This is a genomic window from Bacteroides sp. CACC 737 (assembly GCF_013874375.1).
In the GTDB taxonomy this organism is placed as follows: Bacteria; Bacteroidota; Bacteroidia; order Bacteroidales; family Bacteroidaceae; genus Bacteroides; species Bacteroides uniformis.
Genome location: NZ_CP059408.1, coordinates 4,225,052 through 4,248,630, shown reverse-complemented (window position 1 = coordinate 4,248,630; position 23,579 = coordinate 4,225,052). Strand labels below are relative to the sequence as shown.

Genomic DNA, 23,579 nt, shown 5'->3' with positions numbered 1-23,579 from the left:
TGGGTCTTAAACGGTAAAAAAGAGGAATCAATGGGAACAGAAGGCATACAGGACAGATATGTAAATCCATATACGGACTTCGGATTCAAGCTGCTTTTCGGCACGGCTATGAACAAGGAGCTTTTGATCAGCTTCCTCAATGCCCTATTGTTCGGTGAGGAGGTGATTAAGGATGTGACCTATCTCAACGCGGAGCATCTTGGAACTCAGGAGTATGACCGTCGGGCTGTATTCGATGTATATTGTGAGAACGAGAGAGGTGAGAAATTCCTTGTCGAGATGCAGCGTGGCGAGCAGCAGTTCTTCAAGGACCGCAGTGTATTCTACTCCACCTTCCCTATCCGGGAGCAGGCAAGGCGCGGTGAGTGGGACTATGAGCTGAAAGCTGTCTATGTGGTCGGTATCCTGAACTTCTCCTTTGATCCGTCTGATCCCGAGTATTTCCATCATGAGGTTAAACTTGTCAATCTCTACACAAAGAAAGTCTTTTATGACAAGCTTACTTTCGTTTACCTGGAGATGCCGAAGTTCAACAAGACTGAGGATGAACTTGAGACGATGTTTGACAAATGGTTGTTTGTCCTCCGTAACCTCTCCTCGCTTCTTGAACGTCCCAAAGCCTTACAGAACAGGGTATTTGACCGCCTCTTTGAAACGGCCGAGATAGCGAAGTTCTCCAAGACTGAATTAAGCGAATATTGGGACAGCCTCAAGAATTTCAGGGATTGGTACAGTGTCATATCAACGGCCGAGAAGAAAGGGCGGGAAGAAGGTAAGGCTGAAGGATTGGAAGAAGGTCTGAATAAAGGTAGAGCTGAAGAAAAGAAAGAAAACGCCCGTAACCTGAAGAAACTTGGTGTTGCTGCCGATATCATTTCCCAGGCTACAGGACTGACACCGGAAGAGATGGAGCAAATTCCAACCTGATTCGTTGTGTCATACCGGGAAAAATAATCCCGTCCCACTTTATCGGCAAGACGGGAATTGTCAAGGTTATAAATCTGTATCTGGAAAAGTTTTTCAAGGCGTATTCACACTGCCATCAGCTTTCCTTGCATACCCGGGGAAAGTTCACGCTTGATTTTTTCCTCCTCTCCCTGCTCTACGAATATGGCTTTAAGGGCACCGCAGCGGTCAAAGACATTACTTCCGATATGGTCCATTGAAGGGAGGAGATATGCATGGGAAAGTTTGGGACAGCCCTCGAAAGCCATGTCCTCGATTCTCGTGACTTCCTGCGGTATGATTTTCTCCTCCAGCTCATTGTTGAACGAGAAAGCGCCCGCTTCCATCATGTTCTGGCTATCAGAAAATTCTTTCACTGTTCAAAGTACTGTTGAAAAAAACTTATATAAAATGCCAATGAGGCATGTTTTAATATTTGTCCCCAAATGCTGTTCCACTGAATTTATATTTACTTTTTTCTATATTTCCAGCAATGCAAGCTTTAGTCTGCATCATTGGGGCGGACTGCTTGTTTTCGTCTTCAGACCGGTTTCCGATAACCAATTGTCAATGTTAGAGGCTTTGAAACGAAGAGTATCGCAGCCTTAAAGCTTTTATCTTTGGTGGCAAAATACAGTCAAACAAGTTCTTGTATGGGTATCCACAGCATTTTATTAAGTGAAAATTATGCAATCTTATAGGGGTTATTTTCAATTTAAAATAATTAATAGTATCTTTGAATAATAGTAAAGTGTATATAATATGAAAAAGGAGATTAATAGAATAAAAGTTGTTCTTGCAGAAAAGAATAGAACAAGTAAGTGGTTAGCAGAACAATTGAATAAAGATCCTGCAACTGTTTCCAAATGGTGCACAAATAGTTCTCAACCATCAATTGAGGTTTTTATAAAAATAGCTGAATTATTAAACGTGGGTGTTGTTGATTTGATAAGAGTAGATAAATAATTTTAGTAATTTAATATCTTATAATATGACCAATAAAGAAATAGAACTTCAAAATAAAATTAATCATTTAGAGCAAGTTATTTCTATTACCAATAATAGACTTAAAAAAGAGAAATATGGTTTAGTATGGCTTGATGTTCCTGAGGATTTTGAAAAAGCGGAAAATAAAATACAAGTACTTGAGGAGGTAAAAGAAAAAAGTATTATAAATACTGAGGCTAAAACTGAGCACATATTAATTGAAGGAGATAACTATCATGCCCTCACATGCCTTAATTATACTCATAAAGAGAAAGTTGACATAATTTATATTGATCCTCCATATAATACCGGTTCAGATGGATTTAGATATAGAGATAAAAGAATTCTAAATAAGTTTCCTGACGGAACAGAAGTTCCCAAAGATCATCCATTAAGACATAGCTATTGGCTATCATTTATGTATAAAAGGTTGGAACTTGCTTATAATCTTTTAAAGCCTGAAGGTGCAATTTTTATTTCAATAAATGAGGAAGAATATGCTCAATTAAAACTGTTGTGTGACAGAATTTTTCTGGAATCAAATTATCTGACTACATTTACTGTTAAGGTGCGCCATGAGGATCGTATTCTTAAAGGTGATAAGGACTATCATGAAACAACCGAGTTACTTCTTCTATATAGAAGGTCACCTAAATTTAAAGTATTAAAAAGATTACAAGATAATACTTCAATAGATAATTATGTTTATACTATAGAGGAATTAATTGATAATCCTGAGACTATAATGCTGGGAAATAAAGAAGTTTCTGTTTTTAAACCTGGGCAATATCGTATAGTCCAAACAGAGCCTTCAGTTGGTAATTTTCAAAAAATCAATATTCGAGGTTCAATAAAAGATGGAAATAGTTCTGGACGTTTTCATATGAAATATTTAGAGGAGAGAAATCACCTATTTAACTATTTATATAAGGTTCCAGATATAGGTGATGATAAGTATCCTTTTAGATACTTCTTAACACGTAGTTCAGAGAAGAATGCCAATGGATTTTATTTTCAGGGTGTTCCATTAAGTAAAAAAGACGTAAAAGAAGTTCCTTATCCAAATTATCTAGATTTCGAAGAAGCATTTAATAATGTCGGTTATGAAGGAGGTATAGAGTTTAGAAATGGTAAGAAACCCGTTGATTTTCTAAAGTTTATTCTATCAATAGGCACAACCAATAAGAATGCAGTAATATTGGATTTTTTTGCAGGAAGCGGTTCTACAGGTCAAGCGGTTATGGAATTAAATCAGCTTGATGGAGGACAAAGACAAGTTATTTTGTGTACAAATAATGAGAATAACATAGCACATGAAGTAACATATCCGAGACTAAAAAATATAATAAATGGTTATACTCTTAAGAAAAACCAACGTGAGATTCTCTATGAAGTACCTCTTAATACAAAATTATTAATTAATAATACTCCGATATTGAATGCTCATGAGGAGTTTTTTTCTGATAAGTATAAAGAAAGATATGATAAAATTAAGGAGGAAATAAAAAAGGACAAATATGTGATTTATGGAATAACTAAAAATGGTGAATTTAAAAAAGGTACAAATGATACTTTAATGTACTACAAATCTACATTTATAGGCGATCATAATATCTTATCCGTTTCAGATGAAGATAAGGTCTCGCTTGCTCAAAATGCTGGGTATTTATTAGCTTTGGCTGCAAATACATTACTGGAAGTTGAAAGAACTCAATCTTATCAGATTTTTGAAAATGAAGAAAAAGCTACAGCTGTATACTTTAAAGAAGAAGTTTATGATTTGTTTCATCTTTTAGAAAAATTGAAAAAGATAGATAAAAAGATAACCATGTATATTTTCAGTTGGGGTGGTACAAGTGAATATGAAGATCTTTTTGAAGATTTTAAAGACTTAACATTAAAGACTGTTCCTCAACCAATTTTAGATATTTATAAAAAAATATATAGGAGATAGTAGTATGAGTAGATATAAACCATTTGGTTTTCAAGAAGAAGCTATAGAGAAGTTAACTACGAATTTTCTAGCTTTATGGGATTCTCCGGCAAGAAAATGCAATTTAGTTTTCAAGTCACCAACAGGTAGTGGAAAAACATTTATGCTAACTCATTTTGTAAATGGCTTAAACGATCTGCCCAATTGGGATTTTGATAAGGCTTTTATTTGGATCACATTTAGTGATACATTAGCCATGCAGAGTAAAGATAAGTTTACTGAATACTTTAGTAATAATCTAAAGAATAATCTTCTAACAGTTGAAGATTTTAAGCAGGGTAAACTGAAAAAAAATGATATACTTTTTATTAACTGGCAAAAATTAGTATCTCAAGCAGCCGAGAATAGAGTACTAAGAAGACCTAGCGATCCATTATTAAATAAGGAGCAAGGATACTATTTTGAGGATATAATAGAAAATACTTTTAAAGATAATAGAGAGATAATTATTATTGTAGATGAAAGTCATACGCATCTCTCAGATTTGGCTCAGTCGAGTGTTATTGATGTTGTCAATCCCAAAATTATAATTAATGTATCAGCTACTCCTAAATATATTCCTAATCAGGAGGAAGTTGAGGAAGGCAGAGCTAGATTTGTATCTGTTAAAAGAGAAGATGTTGTAAATGCAGGTCTTATAAAAGAAAAGATTGTAACCCAAACAGAAGAAGATTTGAAAGCTATGCCTGGCCAGGATTTAGATGAGTTGTTATTAAATCTTGCTATAGAAAAAAGAGAAGAATTAGCTTTGGAATATAAAGTTTTGGGAAAAGCTATCAATCCATTAATAATAATACAGCTCCCAAATGATGATCATAAGCTCATAAGTACAGGGGAAAAGACAAAAGAGCAAATTGTCATGGACTTCTTGTATAAAAAAGGGATTGATATAGATAATAAGGTAGCTCTATGGTTTGATGGTAAAAGAGTAAATATGGACTACATTGAAAATAATGAGTCTGATATTGATTTTATGTTATTCAAACAAGCAGCTGGTACAGGATGGGATTGTCCTCGTGCCCAAATTCTGTTAATGTATAGGGAAATATCTTCTCCTACTTTTTATACTCAAACAGTTGGAAGAATATTAAGATTTGTAGAGCCTGATAAGATAGATGATTATAAATATAATCCCAATTTAAAACTTGGTTTCATATTCACTAACTATAAAAGGAATGAAGTCAAAATACCAGAGCAATCGGAGAAAAACAAACCTTATATATTTACTGCTTATAGAAAAGATTTAGTAAATAATATTGACGATATATATTCAGACTTTGTTTCGAGGGCTGACTATGGAGATTTAGGTAATGCTTTGTTATTCCAAAAATTTTTCACTAAATATTTATCTGATTTCTTTGGTATAACAGAACAGGATTTTGTAGATAAAGTAAGAGAAAAAATTCAAAATAAAGGTGTATCCCTGTGTCCTAAATTGACGAATAGGATTATTGTAAATGCAGAAATTCCGGATTATGATAAGTTAAGTTTAGACTCTGTTATTGGTGGATATGACGAAGAATATGAAATTTCAAGAAATGATATAGAACGACTCTTTAATTATTGGTGTTATAAGATATTGACGGAGCAATCGGATGAAACAGCAAAAATATCAAATGTTTCTCGTTCATGGGGCCCTTTAAAATCAGCTTTAAGAGTATGGTTTAAATCTATGTTAGGTATAGATACAATTGATTATTATAAAGTATTCTTAGCAGATATAAATAAAGAGCAAAATAGTGTTTTTAGAAAGACGATTACCTATGCTTTAAAAGAGTATTATCCAATCAGAAAGGAGTATATTAAAAACAGAAAAATTAAGATTGAAGAGAAAGAAAAAATGAAATTTGATATAAAACCAGAATACAGATATACTGAAGATTTTCATATCCTTTCTGAAGACGAAACAACGACTAAATTATCTGTTGTGCAACCTTTTTATATTAGAAAAGAATATAAAGGGAAGAAAAATGAAATTAAATTTATTAAGTTCTTGGAAGGAAAGAATAATCTAATTGATTGGTGGTTTAAAAATGGTGATAATGGAAAGGATTATTTCTGTTTAAAATATACAACAATTGACAATGCTTCAGAGGCTTTATTTTATCCGGACTGGATTATAAGGTTTAAATCTGGTGTTATTGGTATCTTTGATACAAAAGCAGGCTTTACAGCTACTGATACAAATGGACGAGCTGAAGGACTATACAATAAAATAGAATCATTAAAAAAGAATGGAGTTAATTGCATAGGAGGACTTGTTGTATTAGAGAATAATCAGTGGTACTGTTCAAACAATTTACCTTACAATTATGCTCCTGGTAAACTATCTGAGAATTGGAAACTTTTGGATGAACTATTAGAAACTGTAGAAAAATGAAATTTACAGAATTTAAAAACGGAAGGGATTTTCTAGAGTATATTCAGATATATGTATATTATCATTTACACGAAAAACATGACGATGTAAATATATGTAAGTACAACAACTTTGAGTTAACAGATATTATTGTAAAAAAATTCAATCAATGGATAAAAAACGTACAAGATAATGATCCTGTTATTCTTTGGTTCAGGCAAAATAAAGAAACAACAGAGGAATTTAAGTTAGGTTTTGGAACAATATACAAGCCAAAAGCTTGTTTATGGAGCGATAGAAAAAAAACAGATTATTATAAGGAAAAACTTCAGATGGGATTTGATTTTGAAAATTACATTGCAAAATTAATATCTGATAGATATGGAATAAATTTAGAGCCTTATCTTACGCCTGAAGGACAATATAAGTTAGGAGAAAACTCTTTAGGTATTGAAATCAAAAATGATACATTAATAAATAAATATGGCAATATTTATATTGAATATCAAGAGAAGTCTAAATCATCAAATTGGGAATATGTGAATTCTGGGATACTTAAAATAGATAATTGTGTTTATTGGCTCATTGGAACTCCAGATAAGTTTTATATATTTCGAAAAGAGAGACTTCTAGAAATATTTAATGAAGAAATAAGATTACATATTAATAATCTCCCATCAAAAAGAGGAATAAATTTTAAACAAATATCAACATCAAAAGGATTTGTCTATCCGACGAAAAATGCGGAAAAAAATAATGATACAATTAGTATGGATGAAATGATGTCTGAAATAAAAAGCAGACTAAAATTATAATAAAAATAGGTTTTATAATACCTGCTAATTATATACTATATGCTTTGATGGTACAAAACATCTAATTTAGAATTATTTATCATTGTATCATCAAAGCTTATTATATTCAACAAAGTGTGTAATCTTGGATTATTTAACAAATAACATTTAACATGGAAAAGCCTTTCATTGATTATATAAAGAAAGAGTTGCATCTCCATATATTATAGGGCTATATCATAAAGACAATTCGTATTTTGATGACTTACGTGGTGCTGCAGGGGAACGAATAGAAGGTTCCGGTGGTAAACCTATAGAGCAAAAAGTTTATGTGTCTAATGATAATTTAATTGATGGCGAATATTATTAATTTGATTGGGATATAGAAGGATGTCCTGACTGTTTTCTTCCAGTTCCCATTGAAAATTAGGAAAATAATCTACACCACAAACCTCATAGAAAATCTGAATGGAAAAATCAGAAAGTACACTAAATCAAAGCTTTCATTCCCGTCGGATGATACTGTGAAGAAAATGGTATACCTCGCTCTGATGGAGATTGAGAAAAAATGGACAATGCCGATTACTAACTGGGGATTGATTATGAACCAATTTATGCTTATTTTTGAAAACAGAATCCAGATGTAAGAGAACTTATAACTGAATCCCGTTTCTATTTACACAAAATTATGGATACTGCCTCAAATAGCATTTTTCTGTTTCTTCCATACCGGAAAGGAATTATTCATCTTGTACAGGTCTTATCGCACAACCAAAATGCTTAAACGGATAAGCCAAACCAGAAACAGATGAAGTATTGAGTCCTTTATTCGCTTTGTCGAAATTTAGAACATATGGATACGGACTTGTGCCTGGTCGCATAGTACCTGTCCAATAATATCCTTTATCGCTACTATACCATGAAAGACCTATTCTGTATCCTGTAGTTGGAAGGAATATACTATTTCCATTCGGGCCTATGACTTTATATCCATAATAGCCATTCCTCTCTTCCCAAGTCCATATGCAAGCGGAAATCAGTTCCTGGAATTCGCTTTGAGTGGCAACCCTCCATTTGCCTCCCCATTTTACTTTAGCAACATCATATATTGTACCGCTTATTGAACTGGCTTTGGGATAATCGCCCTCAATTTCGCTTTTCTTTATACCAGTGGGATCTCCCCATCCAATTAATCCATTAAAGTACCTTGTCATGTCGTCTTGGATGTTTTCAGGGGTCAGTGCCGCATAATCATCATATCCCATATCTAAATTTACGTCTGCCCATTTCACACTCAAGCCTAAGTCTACCGCATTTGCCATATCAAGACCGTACTGGCTCCAGCTTATAGTATAAAAACCGTTGCTGTCCTCAATTTCAGCAATTGTATTCGATTGTTCATTCAAATAAACCATATTGTCATATTCTCCTAATAATGTGTAGCCATTAAACGCCAATAAGATTTCATCTAATGGCAATGCCCTTTCTGGAATAACGACGACCGTATTTAATTTGCCGTTTTTAAACGCATAGGCAATAGTTTCACTTTCTGATTGATAGCATAACGTATTATCTGTATCTAACAAAACAACACAATCTGCCATCTTTGAGGCAATTTGCGTTTTAGAACTTCCCCATTCCAGGTAGGGCTTGAAAAATGAATATTGTGGAATCGCATTCTCTTCCCCTTCATCATTACATGAGGAAAAGCAGGCTAATGCCATTAAGGACAAAATGAGAAGTGTTATATTTTTCATGTCATTCATTATTTTTATTCTGTTGTTGTATAGCCTTATTCCGGAGTGCGTTCATCCTTTTTTTTGCTATTTGGAAATAATAGTCCAGTTCATCATAATCAGTGCTGTCTTGTCCATCATTGCCACTGTTTTCCCCACTGTCATCCCCATTCTTTTTTACTGTTACAGTACAAGTCGCAGTAAGACCATTGCTTGCGGTTGCAGTTACTACGGCAGTGCCATATCCGTTGGCCCTAAGAACATTGCTTGAATTGACAAACGCGACAGATTGATCGGATGATGACCACGCTACACTCTGATTCGCATTGGAAGGTAGAATTATAACCTCCATCTTATGAGTTTCACCATTGTTCAATTCGATATTGGTAGGGCTAATCTCTATACTTGTTATTGTTGTTTCTTCAACAAATACCTTGTAATCAACATATCCGGAACGCTGATATATATATTGGCCCGTTGTTGGGTCCAACTCTCTATAATAATATTTGCAATGTATAGTAGCATATCCGCTAAATGAATTAACCGCCTCTATCTCGCAGGAGTACATAGTTGTTGAAACGATCTTAACATCATTGGGGCGAGAGGAGGTCCATGCAGGCTGTCCCGCAAGCACTTTTGTCGGTAAAACAGACGGAGAAAGTGTTTTGGTATCCCCTACTTTCATGCGAACTGTCTCTGCGCATATACTAGAAATGCTGATGATTGAAAGCAAGAATAAAACGAATATTTTTTTCATTGTTTCTATTAAATGATCGGTTATACATTATGTTATTGTATCGTGGTTGTCCCTTCTTTCTTTTCCGGCAGCTATACACTTGGCATAACAAGCAGTCACAGCTTTCAATCCCGAAACATTAAGATTCACACTTACTATCGCATTCCAGCTTGAGGTTGGATGCTATTCGTACCATAGTGTTTTTTACACCGGTTATTTTTGCTTCGTCTTGTATGGATATTGCACCTTCAATGGAGGGCTTTGTTGTTTTGTAACGCTTTTTTAATTCTCGGCGAAGCCATATTACATTGTTATGATTGATTTCAAGAGTCGCTCCCAATTAGTCCATAGGCAATTTCTTTTATAAGGTTGACGTCTTTATTTTATATATAATTTGTACAAAGATAGTCAATAGAAAGAACAGCTGAAAATACAATAGTGGATAAAGATGTATCATTCATTGTTATTTTGAGATTATATGGTATAAAAACACTACTATTATGTATAAAAAACAACATCATTCCAAGGGACTTGTTTATGCTCATAATGATATTGCCCAAGTCTGAAAAATGAATATACCCTATCCATCATCGGATAGGGCACACAGCAGTTCTACTATAGATGTGTATTTCTGATGGTGCAAAGACTGCATAAAATCCGAACATATCACTACTGCCGTACATTTATTGATATTATTGGAATGGGACTGGCTTATAAACATAACATTTCTCTTGTTTTTATGGACAATTCGGAGATGTGCCTTTGAACTTCGGGAATAAAACCTAAACCCACTTCCCGATAATTTAGAGGCACTTAATTCATTGCCCTTAAATAACCGAACAATTCCCCACGTGTTTTCTGTTATATCTATTTAGGCCTTCCGAATAATATGGTGTTAATCTGTGGAGTCAGGTTCCGGTTGTATATCTCTTATCGGTAGTGTTCGCTGTATTTCGGGAAGCTTATGCTTTTTGTAGAATGAGAAAGACGGCCTGACCCAAGTATAGAACTTATGAAACGCTATCTTCACAGACAATAAGGCTCTTCAGGCTGTCTTTGATATATCTTGCAGGCTTAAAAATATACAAAAACAGATCCTATTATCAGCGAGAAAGGATATTTCGTTACGTATAAAAACATTTTGTTAAAAATCTAAATACTTCTCGATAACGTGAGCCTTGTCCATATTACTCTTCCGCGTAACCAATTAAAGTTTCGAAACAGTCGCCATTCATTTTTTCCACTGACATATTCCAGATTTTCCAATAATAAGAACTTACTTTTTATGAGATTCTTACCACAAAGCAATATGAAAATCATTTTAAGGAACTAATAAAGGTTAAACTCGAATATATGTATACGAAATATAGCTGACAAGATTCTGCTCAGAAAAAGAGCATTGATTGAGACGGTCAATGACGAATTGAAGAACATTGCACAGATAGACACTCCCTACATCGTTCTTTCTGTAATTTCATTGCCTATTCATTGTTAGCTATCGCAGCATACAGCTTTTTTGAGAAGCAACCCGCTATTGATGTAAAATTCATCAACAACAAGCAACTCGCTATTTTCTAATTTTATTTCACGTTAATTTAGCTAAAAAATCGGCAAGCCTAACTTTTTTGGTTATCTTTGTGTCAGGTGTAGTTCAAATTTTAACAATATCGTAAACTGAAATGGACACAGGTTCTATAAATGCAGATAGAGTAAAAGTTGCTGTATATAATCGAATTAAATTTGAACTTCCAATAATTATTTGGGAAGTAATTGATACAGCTTTCAGTAATTACTGGAATGATGTTATAGGTTTTGGTAATTATGTAAATTTTGAAGAAACTGTAAATTATATAGACCATCAATTAAAAAAAAAGAAGATTATGTTTTCGTATGGTAAGTTGGAACATATTGTCAACATTATATATGACTATATTGAAATGACAGGTGGCTTTTTGGATGAAGACACATTTTCCATTCCACGTGCACCACTAACCGATGAATAATTTATAACGACTAAAATAATATGTTGAACAAGGCTTTAGATATTGCTTACAAGGCTCATTTGGGGCAGACAGACAAAGCTGGCGCTCCTTACAAACTTCACCTTGCAAGGGTGGCATTACATTGCCAAACAGAAGATGAAAAGATTGTGGCATTGTTACACGATGTGGTAGAAGATACCTCTATGACATTGGAAGAATTAAAAGCACAAGGGTTTAGTGACGAAGTGTTGGCTGCTTTAAAGTGTCTGACCCAAATAGAAGATGAGGACTACCAAACATTCATCCAACGTGTAGCAACCAATCCACTTGCCGTAAAAGTCAAAATACAAGATTTGAAAGACAATATGGATTTGTCCCGTTTGGATGGTAAGCCACATTGGAAAATGGAAACATATAAAAAAGCATTGGATTACCTCGAACGGTGCTCAAATAAGAAAGTTCTATATGTAGACATGGATAATGTGTTGGTAAACTTCCAATCTGGCATAGACGCCTTAAGTGAGAAGCTAAAAAAACAATACGCGGGGTGCTATGATAGAGTCCCTAATATATTTTCCAAAATGCAACCCAATGAAGGGGCAATAGATGCTATAAATTGTTTAAAGAACAAATATGACATTTACATATTATCGACAGCTCCATGGGACAACCCAAGTGCATGGTCTGATAAATTGGAATGGGTAAAGCGTTATTTGGGTGAAGTATGCCATAAGCGTTTAATCTTGTCGCACCATAAAAACTTGAATGCAGGTGATTACTTAATAGATGATAGGAAGAAGAATGGTGCTGCTAATTTTAAAGGCAAGCTTATATTATTCGGTTCTGAACAGTTTCCAAATTGGAAGTCTGTAGCAAAGTATTTATTGTGATAAAAAATAAGAGCCTTAAGATAACCGAACATTTCCCACATGGTTTCTTCTATTCATCCAAGCCTTCCGGATAGTATGGTGTATAATGGCTATGGTTACATCTTTTATCAATAGTGTTTACTGTATTCCAGAAGACTCTTATTTTTTGTAGAGTAAGAAAGACAGCCTGACCCAAGTATAGAGCTTATGAAACGCTATCTTCACAGACAATAAGATTCTTCAAGCTGTCTCCAATCTAATTACCTTACAACATCCGCAAAGATAAAGCAACCGGATGAGATAAGCAAATACCCGTCCGACCAATCACTGGCAGAACGGGCATAAAATTACTCAAACAATATTAAGGGTGGTCAGTTAACATGAAACAGTTTATTGTGACAATTCATCCTCACGGAAAAACACCAACCCAGACCACCCTTGAATACAACTTCTAAAATTATGTCTGAAAGTTAGAATATTCAGATGAGATATGCAAGTGAAATCATACAAAAAACTCTCATCCTATCATCACTGACCAGACGAGAGAAAGAGATTTGCGTGTATAATTTCCATGCACTCATGGTGAAACAATATGACTATCCATTCCTTTATAAAAACGAAAGTAATGATTGTTGTCGGAACTTCCATTATGCTGCGGTACAAAAAAACGATATGCCCCATCCATCATTAGACAGAGCATATCAACAGTAGTCTATTGTATAAAGAGAGAGCATTTCGACGGCACAAAGATAATACGCAATCCAGACATATCCACCGCCGCCGTACATTTTCCCCACTAATATATCTCCAGTTCTCCAAATGATGGATATTCAAATTGTGTGGGGGATAAAATCGGCGGCAATATATATATTTTCATTAAAAAATAATATTATTTACTATAAAATTCATATTTTTGCATTAATAATAATATATATAGACATAAATGACAATAAATCATAAATGCTTAATATTTAGATATTGTTTAACCCTTAAAAGATTTTTGTTATGGACAAGAAAAAATTTATTGAAAATTACGAGGCTCCCCAGGTGGAAGTGGTAGAAGTAGAAGTAGAAAAAGGATTTGCGGTAAGTTCCGGAGGTGAAGACGGAAACTGGAATTGATAACTTTTCCGGAAATTCGGTCTGTATGTAAATTTACACGTCTATAAAAAATGAATTTAAATTAGTAAAAATGAAAATCAGATCTTTAATTAGTCTGGCTATGGCCGCATTCCTGATAACGGCTTGTAGCAATGAAAATGATGAAGAATTGATTTCCACTTCCACAAAAGGCATACTGAGCGCTACCGTGGAAGGAAACCATTCCAGTACACGTGCGGGGTTTGCAAGTGATGGCAAATTCTACTGGTCAGAAAAAGACCAATTAGGTGTCACTACTTCCGGAAACGCCAGCAAATTTACAGCCCTAAACTTGACAAATGGCAATGGAACTGCAAGCGGTACTTTTGACGGCATAATAAGCGGAACCATCGGTGATTATGCGGTATATCCATACTATGACAACCATAGCATAAATGGTGCTACCTTGACTTATAATTTCCCTACATCCTATACATATAATAAAGTGGATGCGGATTACTTTACTACGGTTCAAGGTGAAGGCAACAGCTTCAATCCGGCCATGTGGGGAAAAATTGTAAACGGTGCTGTGCAAATGAAACACTTGGGCGGTGTGTTCTGCATCAAAGTGCCTAAGATGCCTATAAAGGCAGGAACCTTGTCTCTTATTGTAGACAAGAAAATTACCGGCACTTTTGCGGTGAACTTAAATGACAATATTCCTGTCATTGCATCAACAGAGACAAGTACCAGTGAAAATAATACAGTAACTATTGAATTCAGTGGTGCTACCCAAGATCAGCCCGGTGTTTTCTATGTGCCTGTTCCTACCGGGACATACGATGTACGTATAAAAGTTACAGAAAGCCAAGGCTCTACTGAAAAAGTGAATGTTGCGGCAGGTACTTATACTATTGCCCGTTGTGACTTGAAAAAAATCGAATTGCCCAACGGAAATATAGATGCTACGGTTCCTACAGAATCTAACTCTTTGGATGACGCCGCTACCGCGTTGGGAAATAGCGATGCAGTAACGGTTACCGGAGAAGTCGGTTCAAATAGTAGTATTTCTATTCCTGCTGCCTCAGATGGCACCGCTGAGACAGCCAAAAGCCTTTCATTGGAGAAGGTAGCGAGCGGAGCATCCCTTACAGTTTCAGACGCGAATAGTTCAGGTTCTACAGACAATTCCGTTGACAACTTCACCTTATCAATTCCTATCAATGAAACTGCTGAGTTTAAACCATTGGATGTAACTATAACCATGCCGAATACAACCGTTGCCCTGACCGGTAACGCGGGTGCAGCTATTTATGGTACAGTCACATCCGAAACAGCAGATAATACACTTGTCATTGGCAACGGTGTGGAAGTTAGAAAGGTGATCGTGAAAAAAGGTAATATCCGCGTAAATAAGGGAGCGAAACTGGTAGCGATTGAAAAATCGTCAGATAATCAAGCTACGACTGTAACAGTTTATAAAGAGGATGGCGCTGAAATTCCGTCTTCGTGGGGTGAAGAATTTGTCGTTATGGATGCCGCTGTCGCCGATATGCAGAAGGTGTTTGCAGAAGGCGGTACTTACACTTTGCCACAAGACATGAATATCGTAGGAGTTGAAATGATGGTTCCTAAGGGCAAAGAGGTGACACTTGATTTGAATGGCAAGACACTAGAAGCCGCGAACAATGGTTTTATTAGAGTAGAAGGCTCTTTTATTTTGCAAGACAATGCTGGCAATGGTGTCATTAAGGCTACGAAAGATTATGGTAGCCCTTATACCACCGGTATTATTTATGTGGATGGTGAGGATGCCAAAATGACGATGAAGAGTGGTAACATCTATGCAGTACGTGACAATCCGGCAAATAACGGACAGTTTGGTATCGGACTCTGGCGTGGTGCTGACCTTACGATCGAAGGTGGTAAGATTGAAACCGGTTGGTATGCGGTTTCTGGTAACGGTCTAAATACGACGCAGAATTCTGTGATCAACATCACGGGTGGAGAATTGATTTCTGTGGTAGATTATGCTGTCTATTTGCCGCAAGCCGGTACTACCACAATTTCCGGTGGAATCATCAAGGGTGCTTGTGGTGCAATAGGTATGCGTAGCGGCACATTGAACATTAATGACCAGGCTAAGCTCATTGGAGAAGGTACAGGAGATTCCGGTCAATGGGGTGACGGTACTGGAACTATGGGATATGCTGTAATTAACATTGGTACTGGCAATCAAAATACTTATGGCGATTGTACAGTCAACATTACTGGTGGCACATTCATTGCCAAAGGCAAATCGGTAGGAATTGCAAAGCGTGAAGATGGAGCACATCACAATATCACAGTGTCGGTTACTGGTGGTACGTTCTCCGATTTGAGCGCAACTGATTACATCGCTGAAGACGGCAATGTAAATATTGAATTTAACAAGGATATTATCTTGACAAAACAGATAATTACAAAAGGAACTATGACTCTTAACTTAAACGGTAACACTCTTTCTAACACTACCAATATTTGGAATGAGAAGACAAAGGCATGGTCACTGATTTCCGTGCAAGGAAAAGAACTTACCATTAAGGGCGACGGTAAACTGGCCGCATTAAAAGATGACTGCTATGCGTTAGATGTGCGTAATAATGCTACTTTAACCATAGAAGGAGGAGAATATGTGGGTAATGTGCATACTGTATATGTATGGGAAGGTGTTGCTAATATCAAAGGTGGTGAATATAGCATCCAACAGCTCGCAGATGGTAATAAGCCATATGAATTTGTTCTTAACTGCTATGATCAGCATTACAAAGCTGATCCTAAGAAAGCAAACGTTATCGTAACAGGTGGAACATTCCATAAGTTCAATCCTGCCAGTAACGGAGCGGAAGGGGAGCTAGACAGCACCAATTTCTGTCCTGAAGGATATACAGCTACCACTTCCGACAATGGAGAGACTTATGTAGTTAGCTCTACAAATAATAGGTAGTGGATTTGTTGAAATAATTATTAATAAAGTAACTAAAGCGAACCACCGGTGTTCATCATACATCGGTGGTTCTTGTTTATCTATCAGTAAGATATTTCATTATGAAAATTAATCCAAACTTCAAGCTCCGCGAAATGGCCGGAGAAACCATCATCGTGAATCAGGGACATACGGGTGCCGACCTTACCCGCATCATCTCCCTGAACAAATCCGCCCGCCTGCTATATGAACGGCTGGCAGACAAGGATTTCACAACGGAAGATGCCGCGAAAATCCTGACGGACACTTACGGAATAGACGGACAACAGGCATTGAAGGATGCCACAGCCTGGATGGAGGCACTGAAAAAATGCAAGGTAATCGAATGAAAGAGATCACACTGTACAGACACGAGCGGATGCTCTTCGCCCTGCTCCGGGCCTCGCTGCACGAGCGGAAAACAGAAATCACACTTTTCCTGGACAGCACTGACGAGGAGTGGAAACAATGCCACCGCCTGGCCGTAAGTCAGGGAGTGATGGCGCTGGCATGGGACGGTGTGATGAGACTACCGGCGGAACTGCAACCGCCCCTTTCCGTGAAGCTGGCATGGGCAGCCGCTGTAGAAAGGTACGAGAAAAAATATCTTCACTATTGCAGGACGGCAGATGAACTTTCCCGCTTTTATGCGCAGCATGGCATATCCGCCATGCAGATGAAAGGCGTGGGACTCTCCGCAATCTATCCCGTTCCATGCCACCGCGAGGGAGGCGACATAGACATTTACACCTATTCGGCGGACAAGAGCCGGATGAGCGACGGGGAGGCGAACAGGTTAGCGGACAGCCTGATGCGGCTGGAGAACATAGACGTGGATACGGAACATTCCCCCAAGCACAGCGTATTCTACTACAAAGGTGTTCCGGTGGAAAACCACAAGACCTTCCTGAACGTGGAGAGCTATAAGGCGGCCGGAGAGGTGGAAAAGGTGCTGAAAGAACACATGAACCCACAACCAACGGAATTGGACGGAGGCCGGATTCTTACTCCCTCGCCGCTCTTTAATATGCTGTTCGTCGCTTTCCATGCCGCCCAGCATTACGGAAGCGGTCTGGTGTTGCACCATCTCTGCGACTGGGCATGCCTATTGAAAAAACATGGCCTGCACATACCGGCAGACATCACCGACCGCCGTTTCCTGCGTTTCGTGTCGGCACTGACCCTGTTGGCTGACAAGCTGCTGGAGACAGATGTCCCGGTGGCTGACGTGCAGGAGAATCTGGCACGGAACATACTGGAGGAGATGCTCCATCCGCGTTACGGAACAAAGGTGCCGGTCAAAGGCAGAGCCGGCATCCTCCTCTACAAGGTAAGGAGGATGGCACACCTCACTGCACTCAGGCGTGAGGTATTGGGGGCTTCTGTATATAAGACGATACTGCACTCGGTCATCGCACATATCCGAGAGCCGAAAACCATATTCCAGCGAGGTACAGAGCAATGACACTGAAGAGAATCTGGCATCTGCTGCAACCCGAAGAGCGCAGGAAGGTATGGAAGATGGCAGGGACGGTGTTCTTCTCCGCACTGCTCGATTTCGTCTCCCTGGCGGCACTGCTGCCCGTACTCTATATCCTGCTGGAAGGGGGCGAAAACCGGCGGGCTGCCCTGCTGTTCTGTCTTCTGGCCATAGGGGTCATCGTTGTCAAGAGCGTGCTGGCAACCGTTTTCACCCGTTACCAGGACAGGTGTCTACTCTCTTTCTACCGGAGACTGAGCTTCTCGCTGTTCTCCGCGTATTACCGCCGCGGACTGCTTTTTATCCGGGAGCGCGGCAGCAGCAGGCTGGCATACGAGACCAACGTTGTATGCTACTCCTTCAGCCACGGCCTGCTCTCCTCCATCTGCCGCATGGCGGGCGACGTGCTGCTCGTCATGCTGGTGACGGTAGCTTTACTCGTGTTCGACGGCATGTCAGTATTGCTACTGTATGTCTCGTTCCTCCCGTTCATGTGTACCTATCTCCTCGTGGTGAGGAAACGGGTCAGGAAATACGGCGAGGACGATATGCTTGCCAAGCGGGAGCAGTCGAGAACCGTCATGGATACATTCGGGGGATACATGGAATTGGAGGTGAACGGTGCTTTCCCCGTCTCTCAGACCGCCTTTCTTAAAGGTCTGGACAGGATAAGCCGCAACCGCATGAAGCTTGACACCGTGCTCGGACTGCCGCTCTTCCTTTCCGAACTGTCGGTTGTCATCGCACTTGGCCTGCTGGTGGCTTCCGGGGACGGAGACGTGAAGATGGTGGTGGGTGTTTTTGCCATTACGGCATTCCGCCTGCTTCCTGCCCTCCGCACCTTGTTGACGGGATGGACGCAGATACAGAACGCGGCATACAGCCTGAACACGATAGAGGAAGGGCTGGCAGGACCGGCAGAGGCGGTCAGCACATATTCCGAAGAAATACCGTTCGAAAAGGAGATAACCATTAGGAGGCTTGCATACACCTATCCCGATAGCGGGCCGGTGCTGGATAATTTCAACTGCCGTATCCGTAAGGGGGAGCATGTCGGCTTCCGGGGGGCCAGCGGTGCGGGAAAGTCCACACTGTTCAACTTGCTTGCAGGTCTGCTCGAACCCGATTCGGGAGAGATACGGATTGACGGGGTACTCCTGAACGGGATGACACGCGCTTCCTGGATGAGGCGGCTCGGCTACGTCCCCCAGGAGGTGTTCATCTTTAACGGTACACTGGCCGAGAATATCGCCTTGGGCTATGGGACGATTGATTACGGCAGGGTAAAGGAACTGTTGGGACAAGTCTGTCTGGGCAGGTGGGCGGAAGCGTTGCCGGATGGCATGGACACCCTGCTCGGTGAAGCGGGTGGAAGGCTCTCGGGCGGGCAGAGACAGCGTATCGGCATTGCCCGCGCACTTTACAAGCAGGCGGAGGTCCTGCTGCTGGACGAGGCGACATCGGCACTCGACAATGTGACGGAAAGGGAGGTGAACGAAACCCTCTGCCAACTGAAAGAAAGATATAAAGGACTGACGATACTTTCCATCGCCCACCGGGAAAGTTCGCTGGCTTATTGTAAACGGATTATTATCATTGGAAATGAAAATGAATAGAACTTATCAGGTTGCCGGACACCGCTTCATGTTATGGGGAGACAAACTCTGCAAGGCTGTAGAAGGAATTGCCGGATTCAGGCCTTTTGAATCCCAGGATGGCGAGGTGCTGTTCGCCTTCATGGAGGATACCGCCGTACCGGTGATGGGAAACGTGGAATATACCTTCGGATACGAGGATGTCAGGGGCTTTTTCGGACGGACGGTCAAGGGCTTCATGTTGAAGCTGGAGCCTTCCGGAGGGGATGCGCTGTATCTGTGGTGTACCGACGGGGGGAATGAGGTGCGGATATGCGGCAACCTTTCAGCACGTCTGTACCGCTTCGCCTTGTGGGTGGGCTATGGACTGATGACGCTTCCGTACGGCACCATAGCCGTCCACAGCAGTTGCATCGTTTACCGGGACAGGGCGGTATTGTTTCTCGGTGAGAGCGGAACGGGAAAAAGCACCCATACACGCCTATGGAGGGAGCATGTGGAAGGTGCTTTCCTGCTGAACGATGACAGCCCGGTGCTGCGGGTGGAAGACGACGTCGTGCGGGTCTATGGAAGCCCTTGGAGCGGGAAAACTCCCTGCTACAGGCAGGAGTGTTATAAGCTGGAAGCCTGTGTGCGTCTTTCGCAGGCTCCGTATAACCGGATAACAAGGCTGTCCGTATTGCAGGCTTACGGGGCAGTACACCCTTCCTGCCCGCCGGAATTTGCTTATGACAACGGTTTGTATGACCATGTGAGCAGATGTATCGGCAAGCTGCTCCGGGCTGTTCCGTTCTATCACCTGGCGTGCCTTCCAGACCGGGAAGCCGCACGACTTGCCTGCCGGACGATTTTCAAGGATACGATATGAGAAAGATTCCCAACGAGCTGTTCTTTTCCCGGGTGGAGGCGGAAATCGCCGGAGGACGCCCCGTCCGGTTCCGCCTGAAAGGCTGGTCGATGTTCCCGTTATTGCGTGACGGGCGGGACGAGGTGGTGCTGTACCCCTGTACGGAGGATGAACTTCAGCCTATGGACGTGGTACTTTTCAGATATAACGGAAGACACGTGCTGCACCGCATCATCAGGAGGGAAGGTACCCGGCTGTACATCCGGGGGGACGGCTCTTTTGTAGCCCGGGAGCAGTGTACGGTTGCCGATGTGGTCGGGAAGGTACGTTTCGTCATCCGGCCGTCCGGCAAGGTACTGTCCGTAAGCAGCTGGCGCTGGCGATTGCCGGGCATGCTGTGGAGCAGGATGGGGATATTCAGGAATCCGCTCTTGAGAATCCTGAGAACAAGGTATATGTAATTCCTATGTTATGTAGAAGGAGTATTTCGACGGCACAAAGATAATATGAAATCCAGACATATCCACCGCTGCCGTATATCCCCCCCCACTGAAACATCTCCAGTTCTCCAAATGATGGATATTCAAATTGTGTGGGGGATAAAATCGGCGGAGTGATATATATTATCAGTTTATTTTTGAAAATCATGTGCATTATCGTTATTTTTGCCATGGAATTGTGAGATTCTTTAGACACAGTACTTTTGATTAACAAGATTTTAGTTGTTGTGTTGGAGGGCTTTCTGTCTGTAATAGAATGGGAAGCTCTTCTTTTTATTTTTTGATTTATGGAAGATGGCTAATAAGAAAAAATTGTTACCCGGACTTTTTTGATGTACATACTAAATATATAGAGAGAAGTAAAAAAATACGGGTGAAATAATGACTAAATGAGGATATAGAAGAGTAGACCGGCTTTGCAGTCTACAAAAGTGAGAAGAAGAAAAACAAAATAAATTCTTCTCTCTCCACTCTGGCAGGGTACGAAGTAGCCTCTCTTCTTCAATCTTTCATTTACACCTACCATAGCCCCTTTGCTCTATTCCAGCGCTTCCTTTCTCTTCGGGTTATTCCTTCTTATCCAACAGACCGGGAAGAAAGAGTAAAAGGGAAGCCATACACAGCCTTTCCCTTATCCTTTATCTCCTACAACTCGAACTCCTTTTTTAATCTCTGAACCATACTTACACTTTCAGTATCAACTACTCTCATCTGATAACTTTGCCGGGAAGTCTTGACACACCGAAATGGCTGCCGGACAAATTCATTGGGCCATCATCCGCATATTCTCCCCGCTTCAACTTACACACATAAAAAACTGCCGTCTGACAAAACCCCGAAATCCTTACATGTGTGATTTTAAAAAAATGTTCAATTTCAAAAATGAAAGAAACATGAAAACAGAAACAAAAAGAATTTTGGAAAAGGCCCAGGCAGGTGATGCCGAGGCTCAGTATCTGACCGGTCTGTATTATGAGGATAAGGGAAATGCCGACGAGGCTTTCCTATGGTATGAACGGTCGGCTACACAGGGATTCGTATATGGAATCAACGCCGTTGCCGTGTATTACCTGAAAGGGATGGCTGTAAAGCGTGATACCGGCAAGGCAATCGCCCTTCTGGAAAGCATCGCGGAAAAGGAACCCACAGCAAAAGCCAATCTGGGCCATATATACCTGGAAGGGCAGGGATGTCCGCAGGATATAGGGAAAGGTATCGGGTTACTCGGGCAGGCCGCGGATTCAGGTGACGGACTGTCGGCTTTCACAATGGGACATATACGCCTCAAAGGGCTGTTTGGGACTCCCGTAATGTACAAGGAAGCGACAGGATGGTTCGAGAAGGCCTATGAACTGGGGATATACGACAGTGTGGATTTCCTCTGTGACCTGTATGAGGGTCTGTATTCACGGGGCATGAGGGACATCAGGAAATACAGGTTATGGTCGGATGTCAGAAAAAGCCTTGAAAAAGTTCCCTGCACTGGTCCGGCAATGCCATCATCCGCAAACGGAGGCAATGTACCGGTATTCGGGGAGGCAAACGGCAGACAGTACATCATCATCGGCGGGGAGAAGGCTTATGTCGATCTCCTCGTTGCTGAGACATTCCTGGTCAACCCTGATCCGAAGGCCTATACGGAAGTGGAGCATATTGACGGCGACATGTCCAACAATGCGGCTTCCAATCTACGTTGGATAAAAAAGCAATAAAGTCTATGGTAAGGAATATGAAAGTAACATTGACAGAAAAGATCAATTGGACAAAGTACAACCTGACTTATCCGGGGCTGGGTGATATTATACAGATGATTCGTACGGGAGACATGCAATTACATGACAATGAGTTTGATGGCTATACATTGAAGCAGGCAATAGAGCATATCAGGAGTGTAGCCCCGGGTGACATGCGGAAATGGAAAGCCAGACTCCTGCCCGCTGTTGCCTATAACGGTACATTCAGGGAACTTAACGGTGCGGGGCTGATTGAATACTCGCGTGTGACGGCATTGGATTTTGACCATATAGCAACACCGGATGAAATGATCCGGTTACGGAACAAGCTGATGATAACCGAATGTGTCCTGAGTGTTTTTGTTACACCCAGTGGAAATGGACTGAAGGCTCTGGTCTTGCATGACAATACAGATCCGGCCAGACATGGGGATTTATATGAGCAGCTACTAAACATGTTCTATGTGGCTGACAGGAATGATGCAGGCTGTAAAGACCTTGCACGCAGAAATTACCTGAGCTACGATCCGGACATATGGGTCAATCCAAATCCTGAACCGTACCCTTATGTCCCCACCATAAAGCCACAGGTACAGATGCCACAATCATCCGGGACAAGAACAGTGTCGGACAAAAGCATCATCAGCATCATGAACTCCCACTGGAAGAGGAACAATCTTGAATATTGGAAAAAAGGCAACAGGGGAAACTGCATCTTCAGGTTAGCCTGCTGGATGTGCAAATGGGGTGTTGACGAGGAATTGGCTACTGAGTATTTCATTGATGGCTGGGAAGATGACACAATGGATGAAAAGGAAATCAGAAGCCATGTGGGCAACGCCTATAAGACCGAAGAGAAGAACTTCGGAACATTGATATTTACAATACACTGATTTAATCAACCCTTTAAAAAAACAATTATGGCACTGACAAAAAGCC

Annotated in this window: 18 protein-coding genes and 2 pseudogenes; 17 read left to right on the top strand and 3 right to left on the bottom strand. The window is 40.2% G+C overall.

Annotation, left to right across the window (positions count from 1 at the left end; all coding sequences use genetic code 11):
- Nucleotides 1-30: 30 nt before the first annotated feature.
- Nucleotides 31-927, top strand: coding sequence for an Rpn family recombination-promoting nuclease/putative transposase (locus H1A11_RS17615; RefSeq protein ID WP_181757527.1), 897 nt, complete (start codon nucleotides 31-33; stop codon nucleotides 925-927).
- Between the two features lie 104 nt (nucleotides 928-1,031).
- On the opposite strand, the gene H1A11_RS17610 is transcribed toward H1A11_RS17615, so the two are convergent.
- Nucleotides 1,032-1,322, bottom strand: coding sequence for a leucine-rich repeat protein (locus H1A11_RS17610; protein WP_181757526.1), 291 nt, complete (start codon nucleotides 1,320-1,322; stop codon nucleotides 1,032-1,034).
- A gap of 385 nt (nucleotides 1,323-1,707) precedes the next feature.
- On the opposite strand from H1A11_RS17610, the gene H1A11_RS17605 reads away from it, so the two are divergent.
- The 5 genes and pseudogenes from H1A11_RS17605 to H1A11_RS17585 all read left to right on the top strand — a co-directional run.
- Nucleotides 1,708-1,911: a helix-turn-helix transcriptional regulator gene (locus H1A11_RS17605; protein WP_181757525.1), complete on the top strand. Its 204-nt coding sequence runs from the start codon at nucleotides 1,708-1,710 to the stop codon at nucleotides 1,909-1,911.
- Nucleotides 1,912-1,936: 25 nt separating this feature from the next.
- Complete coding sequence (locus tag H1A11_RS17600) at nucleotides 1,937-3,886, top strand: site-specific DNA-methyltransferase (RefSeq protein ID WP_181757524.1); 1,950 nt, start codon at nucleotides 1,937-1,939, stop codon at nucleotides 3,884-3,886.
- 4 nt (nucleotides 3,887-3,890) lie between these two features.
- The gene (locus tag H1A11_RS17595) at nucleotides 3,891-6,305 is read left to right on the top strand and encodes a DEAD/DEAH box helicase (RefSeq protein WP_181757523.1); all 2,415 of its coding nucleotides are present in this window, start codon (nucleotides 3,891-3,893) and stop codon (nucleotides 6,303-6,305) included.
- Entirely contained in the window at nucleotides 6,302-7,099 is a 798-nt protein-coding gene (locus H1A11_RS17590; protein WP_181757522.1) for a hypothetical protein, read from the top strand. The genes H1A11_RS17595 and H1A11_RS17590 overlap by 4 nt, the downstream gene beginning before the upstream one ends.
- Nucleotides 7,100-7,467: 368 nt before the next feature.
- Nucleotides 7,468-7,725 (top strand): annotated as a pseudogene (locus tag H1A11_RS17585) (transposase); the annotation flags it as partial.
- Between the two features lie 93 nt (nucleotides 7,726-7,818).
- Here the strand turns inward: H1A11_RS17585 and H1A11_RS17580 are convergent.
- Both H1A11_RS17580 and H1A11_RS17575 read right to left on the bottom strand, forming a co-directional pair.
- A complete protein-coding gene (locus tag H1A11_RS17580; protein WP_181757521.1) occupies nucleotides 7,819-8,835 on the bottom strand; it encodes a hypothetical protein in 1,017 nt (338 codons plus the stop codon).
- Between the two features lies 1 nt (nucleotide 8,836).
- Nucleotides 8,837-9,571 carry an Ig-like domain-containing protein gene (locus tag H1A11_RS17575; protein ID WP_181757520.1) on the bottom strand — a complete coding sequence of 245 codons (735 nt, stop codon included), beginning with the start codon at nucleotides 9,569-9,571 and terminating at the stop codon, nucleotides 8,837-8,839.
- A gap of 1,351 nt (nucleotides 9,572-10,922) precedes the next feature.
- On the opposite strand from H1A11_RS17575, the pseudogene H1A11_RS17570 reads away from it, so the two are divergent.
- The 11 genes and pseudogenes from H1A11_RS17570 to H1A11_RS17520 form a co-directional block, all read left to right on the top strand.
- Nucleotides 10,923-11,128 (top strand): annotated as a pseudogene (locus H1A11_RS17570) (transposase); the annotation flags it as partial.
- A 101-nt stretch (nucleotides 11,129-11,229) separates the two neighbouring features.
- Nucleotides 11,230-11,553: a hypothetical protein gene (locus H1A11_RS17565; RefSeq protein ID WP_181757519.1), complete on the top strand. Its 324-nt coding sequence runs from the start codon at nucleotides 11,230-11,232 to the stop codon at nucleotides 11,551-11,553.
- A gap of 20 nt (nucleotides 11,554-11,573) precedes the next feature.
- Nucleotides 11,574-12,422 carry a 2-C-methyl-D-erythritol 4-phosphate cytidylyltransferase gene (locus H1A11_RS17560; protein WP_181757518.1) on the top strand — a complete coding sequence of 283 codons (849 nt, stop codon included), beginning with the start codon at nucleotides 11,574-11,576 and terminating at the stop codon, nucleotides 12,420-12,422.
- A 1,171-nt stretch (nucleotides 12,423-13,593) separates the two neighbouring features.
- Entirely contained in the window at nucleotides 13,594-16,467 is a 2,874-nt protein-coding gene (locus H1A11_RS17555) for a fimbrillin family protein (RefSeq protein ID WP_181757517.1), read from the top strand.
- 101 nt (nucleotides 16,468-16,568) lie between these two features.
- Nucleotides 16,569-16,835: a PqqD family peptide modification chaperone gene (locus tag H1A11_RS17550; protein ID WP_117599633.1), complete on the top strand. Its 267-nt coding sequence runs from the start codon at nucleotides 16,569-16,571 to the stop codon at nucleotides 16,833-16,835.
- Nucleotides 16,832-17,950, top strand: a complete 1,119-nt coding sequence (locus H1A11_RS17545) for a nucleotidyltransferase family protein (protein WP_255461476.1) — start codon at nucleotides 16,832-16,834, stop codon at nucleotides 17,948-17,950. Before H1A11_RS17550 ends, H1A11_RS17545 begins: the two co-directional genes overlap by 4 nt.
- Nucleotides 17,947-19,581 (top strand): ABC transporter ATP-binding protein, encoded by a 1,635-nt coding sequence (locus H1A11_RS17540; protein WP_181757516.1) that lies wholly within the window; start codon nucleotides 17,947-17,949, stop codon nucleotides 19,579-19,581. The genes H1A11_RS17545 and H1A11_RS17540 overlap by 4 nt, the downstream gene beginning before the upstream one ends.
- On the top strand, nucleotides 19,568-20,428 hold the full coding sequence (locus H1A11_RS17535) for a hypothetical protein (RefSeq protein ID WP_370528676.1): 861 nt from the start codon (nucleotides 19,568-19,570) through the stop codon (nucleotides 20,426-20,428). Before H1A11_RS17540 ends, H1A11_RS17535 begins: the two co-directional genes overlap by 14 nt.
- Nucleotides 20,425-20,868 (top strand): S24/S26 family peptidase, encoded by a 444-nt coding sequence (locus H1A11_RS17530; protein ID WP_181757515.1) that lies wholly within the window; start codon nucleotides 20,425-20,427, stop codon nucleotides 20,866-20,868. The genes H1A11_RS17535 and H1A11_RS17530 overlap by 4 nt, the downstream gene beginning before the upstream one ends.
- Before the next feature lie 932 nt (nucleotides 20,869-21,800).
- Complete coding sequence (locus H1A11_RS17525; RefSeq protein WP_181757514.1) at nucleotides 21,801-22,619, top strand: SEL1-like repeat protein; 819 nt, start codon at nucleotides 21,801-21,803, stop codon at nucleotides 22,617-22,619.
- Nucleotides 22,620-22,624: 5 nt separating this feature from the next.
- Nucleotides 22,625-23,533 (top strand): BT4734/BF3469 family protein, encoded by a 909-nt coding sequence (locus H1A11_RS17520; protein WP_181757513.1) that lies wholly within the window; start codon nucleotides 22,625-22,627, stop codon nucleotides 23,531-23,533.
- Nucleotides 23,534-23,579: the final 46 nt, after the last annotated feature.